The organism is Cetobacterium sp. (assembly GCF_048470075.1).
Lineage (GTDB): Bacteria > Fusobacteriota > Fusobacteriia > Fusobacteriales > Fusobacteriaceae > Cetobacterium_A.
Genome location: NZ_DBGBQB010000375.1, coordinates 1 through 4,325 on the forward strand (window position 1 = coordinate 1; position 4,325 = coordinate 4,325).

The window sequence follows — 4,325 nt, forward strand, 5'->3', positions numbered from 1 at the left end:
GGTGAAAAGATATATTTAAAAATAGAAAAAGGGAATTTTTTAATAGGAAAAAAAGAGAAAGATATTGAGAGAATTTTGAAAAATGAAAAATATTTTAATCAAAATCTTTTAAAAATATTGGATAGAGAAAGAGGAAATAACCTTGGAATGCTGATATTAAATCTTGGGAAAAATCCTTTAGGTGGTTTTGATGAACTTGTATTAACAGGAGATGTGAATAAAAAGGAGCAGGTAATATTAGCTGCCAATATAGGTGGAAAAAACGATATTATAAAAAGTTTCAATGGAATATCTCAAGATGGACTGGCTGGAGAGAGAGTTATAGAGAGAAATAAACTTTATTTAAGAAGTACAAGAGACACTGAGTTGAGATCATTTTTATTTTTCTTGAATTACTTTTTTAGAAATAGTTTTATAGAGGGAGTTTCTTCAAATGTTTATATAAATGCTCCAAAAGATAGTACAAAAACAGATACTTTACCAAAGGATAGTTTAACAAATGTAAAAATAGAGGAAAAACAGTTTATATCAGGAGATATAGATGTTAAAATAAAAGGTAAAGTGATTGGGAAAGCAGAATTAAAAGGAATAGCAGAAGAGGATAGATTGAGAATAAGTACAATTTTAAATGAGCAAACAGCACTTAATCTATTAAATGCAGTTAAATAGGAGGACATAAAATGATAAAAATATACAATACACTAAAAAGTGAGTTAGAAATATTTAAACCTCTAAAAGAGGGAGAGGTTTCAATGTATGTGTGTGGACCTACAGTTTATAACTATATACATATAGGAAATGCAAGACCAGCTATATTTTTTGATACTGTAAGAAGATACTTTGAATTTAGAGGATATAAAGTTAAGTATGTTCAAAACTTCACAGATGTTGATGACAAAATGATAAAAAAGGCCAATGAAGAGGGCGTTACTCTACAAGATATAGCAAAAAAATATATAGATGCCTATTTTGAAGATACTGCAAAAGTAAATCTAAAAGAGGAGGGAATGATAAGACCAAAAGCAACAGAGCATATTGGTGAAATGATAAAAATCATAAAAACTCTTATAGAAAAAGGTTATGCGTATGAATCACAAGGGGATGTATATTTTGATGTAAATAGCTACAAACAGGAGTATGGAGAGCTATCGGGTCAAAGTGTTGACGACTTAAAAAGTGGAGCTAGAATAGATGTTTCAGAGATAAAAAGAGATCCACTGGACTTTGCTCTTTGGAAAAAGGCTAAGGACGGAGAACCATATTGGAACTCTCCTTGGGGAAAGGGAAGACCAGGGTGGCATATTGAGTGTTCAGCAATGTCAAATAAATATTTAGGAGCGACATTTGATATACATGGTGGAGGTCAGGACTTAATATTCCCACATCATGAAAATGAAATTGCTCAATCAAAATGTGGAACTGGTGGAGATTTTGCAAGATATTGGATACACAATGGATACATAAATGTAAAAGGGGAAAAGATGTCTAAATCATTGGGTAACTTCTTCCTTTTAAGAGAGGTATTAGAGCAATTTGAGGGAAGAGTAGTGAGATTCTTTATATTGAGTTCTCACTATAGAAAGCCAATAGATTTCTCTGATAATGAGTTGATTCAGAGTAAAGCTGGACTAGAAAGAATAGAAAATGCTGTAGTTAGAGGAAAAGAGAGATTAACTTCTAAGCCAGTGGATGGTGGATCTGATCTAGTTGTACTAAAAGAGGTTTTAGAGAGCTCAAAAGACAAGTTTATTAGATGTATGGATGAGGATTTTAATACAGCTGGTGGAATAGGAGCTATCTTTGAACTAGTAAAAGAGTTAAATAAGGCAACTGAAGAGGAAAAAATTTCAAAGAGTGGATTTGAAGTTTTAGAGGAGAGCATTGAATATATAAGAGTTGTTATGGAAGAGGTACTTGGAGTTCTATTAAAGATTGAGGTTCAAGTGGGAGATATGACAACAGAGTTAATAGAGTTTTTACTTGAATTAAGAAGAGAAGCTAGAGATAATAAGGACTGGGCATTTTCAGATAAAGTGAGAGATAGACTTTTAGAGATGGGAATTAAAATAAAGGATGGAAAGGAAAAAACAACATGGTCAATTTAGATGTGCGTGAAGCAAATGGATTAGTTTTAGCATATTTAGGTGATTCTGTTTGGGAACTTTCTATTAGAACGTATTTTATAAATAAGGGATACAATATAAAAAATTTAAATAGACTGGTAAAGGAGCATGTAAATGCACAAGCTCAGAGCAGATATTTAAAAAATATAATTGATGAACTAGATGAAGATAAACTTACATTGATAAATAGAGCTAAAAATAGTAATATAAAAACTTTTCCTAAATCGTGTAGTGTTATGGAATATAAGGAAGCGACGGCTTTTGAAGCTTTAATTGGAGCGCTTTATACAGAGGGAAAATTAGATGAAATAAATAAAATAGTGGAAAAAAACTTAGGTTAAGGAGTGATAGTAAGTGGGATTCAAATTGAAACTACCTGGATTTAGTAGAAGTATTGGTATAGATTTAGGGACGGCAAATACGTTGGTATATAGTAAAAAACATGGGAAGATAATTCTAAATGAGCCATCTGTTGTAGCTGTAGAAAGAGAGAGTAGAAAAGTTTTAGCTGTTGGAAATGAAGCTAAGGATATGTTGGGAAAAACTCCAGACTCAATAGTGGCAGTAAAACCTTTAAGTGAGGGAGTTATAGCCGATTATGATATAACTGAAGCAATGATAAAATACTTTATAAAAAAGGTATTTGGAAAATATTCACTATTTATGCCAGAGGTTATGATTTGTGTTCCAATAGATGTTACTGGTGTGGAGAAGAGAGCTGTATTGGAAGCTACTCTTTCAGCTGGGGCTAAAAAAGCTTACTTGATAGAGGAAGCAAGAGCAGCGGCATTGGGATCAGGAATTGATATATCTGCTCCTGAAGGAAACATGATAGTAGATATTGGTGGTGGATCAACAGACGTTGCTGTAATATCACTAGGTGGAACAGTTGTAAGTAAAACAATAAGAACAGCTGGAAATAACTTTGATATGGATATAATAAAATATATTAAAAAAACACATACTTTGTTGATTGGAGATAAAACAGCTGAGAGTATAAAGATGCAGATAGGAACTGCTATTCCTTTAGCAGAAGAGGAAACAATGACAATAAAAGGAAGAGATTTAATAACTGGATTACCTAAGTCTGTCACAGTTGGATCAGAGGAGATAAGAGAGGCCATTATGGACTCTTTAATGGAGATTGTAACTTGTGTAAAAGATGTTTTAGAAAAAACTCCACCAGAGTTAGCAGCTGATATAATAGATAGAGGAATAGTTATGGCAGGCGGAGGTTCTTTAATTAGAAATTTCCCTGAACTGATATCAAAGCACACTTCGTTGAATGTAAGATTGGCAGATTCACCTCTAGAGAGTGTTGTTAAAGGTGCTGGAATGGCTCTTGACCAAATATCTATTTTAAGAAAGATTGAAAAGGCAGAGAGATAATGTTTAAAGATTTAAACTCCAATAAAAAAGCGATAGAGTTTTTACAAAGGGAGTTAAATTTTCAAAGAGAGTCAGGAACATATCTGTTTCATGGAGTGGATAGAGAGCTTTTGAAAAAGTTCGCAAAGGCCTTTGCGAAAAGTTTAAATTGCGATAACTATAGAGATGATTTTTGTGACGTATGTGAAAGCTGTGTGAGAATTGAAAGTGAAACTCATGGAGATTTAGAGATATTAGATGATATAACAGGGATAAAAATCGAAAAAATTAGAGAGCTATCTTATAAAGATTCTACAAACTCTTATGAAGGGAAGAGAAAGATATATATAATAAGAGATGTGGAAAAATTGAGAAAAGAATCGGCTAATGCACTTTTAAAAATGATAGAGGAACCAAATAGTGGAAGCTTTTTTATATTGACTTCCACTGGATTAAATGTTTTGCCAACTATAAAATCCAGATCTATTCTATTGAATATTCTTCAAGAGGATGCCAAGGAGATTGGAGTAACTCAGGAGGAGTATAGATTTTTCTTAGGAAAATCCAAAGAGATTGAAGAGTATAAAAATAATCCTACAATTGATTTAAATGAGGGGTGTTCCTTTGAAAGAGTGGGACATAACATAAAGAACTGGGTAGATACAGGAGAGTTTCAACATAAAGTTGAAGTTTACAAATCAATAAGAGATTTTTTAAATACAAAGGACTACTTAACATTGATTGATAAGTTGTACTTTGTGGATGAGATAATCTCTAACACTTCAGATAGAGAGTTTATAAAAGAGATTTTAAGCTATACAATCTCACTTATAG

Annotated in this window: 5 protein-coding genes; all 5 read left to right on the forward strand. The window is 32.3% G+C overall.

What is annotated here, in order from left to right; genetic code table 11:
- Nucleotides 1-669, forward strand: a 669-nt coding sequence (locus ACMOUI_RS13015) for a hypothetical protein (protein ID WP_418966126.1), incomplete at its 5' end; no start/stop codon positions are given.
- A gap of 11 nt (nucleotides 670-680) precedes the next feature.
- Nucleotides 681-2,105 carry a cysteine--tRNA ligase gene (gene cysS, locus ACMOUI_RS13020; protein ID WP_418966127.1) on the forward strand — a complete coding sequence of 475 codons (1,425 nt, stop codon included), beginning with the start codon at nucleotides 681-683 and terminating at the stop codon, nucleotides 2,103-2,105.
- Nucleotides 2,093-2,464, forward strand: a complete 372-nt coding sequence (locus ACMOUI_RS13025) for a Mini-ribonuclease 3 (protein ID WP_418966128.1) — start codon at nucleotides 2,093-2,095, stop codon at nucleotides 2,462-2,464. Before cysS ends, ACMOUI_RS13025 begins: the two co-directional genes overlap by 13 nt.
- Before the next feature lie 13 nt (nucleotides 2,465-2,477).
- Nucleotides 2,478-3,512, forward strand: coding sequence for a rod shape-determining protein (locus ACMOUI_RS13030; protein ID WP_418966129.1), 1,035 nt, complete (start codon nucleotides 2,478-2,480; stop codon nucleotides 3,510-3,512).
- Nucleotides 3,512-4,325 (forward strand): ATPase (locus tag ACMOUI_RS13035; RefSeq protein ID WP_418966130.1); only part of this gene is annotated, 814 nt, incomplete at its 3' end. The genes ACMOUI_RS13030 and ACMOUI_RS13035, both read left to right, overlap by 1 nt.

What these genes read in the sequence shown, in the direction of transcription:
- ACMOUI_RS13025 (WP_418966128.1), top strand. Translation starts at nt 2,093, where the DNA reads ATGGTCAATTTAGATGTGCGTGAAGCAAATGGATTAGTTTTAGCATAT.
- cysS (WP_418966127.1), top strand. Translation starts at nt 681, where the DNA reads ATGATAAAAATATACAATACACTAAAAAGTGAGTTAGAAATATTTAAA.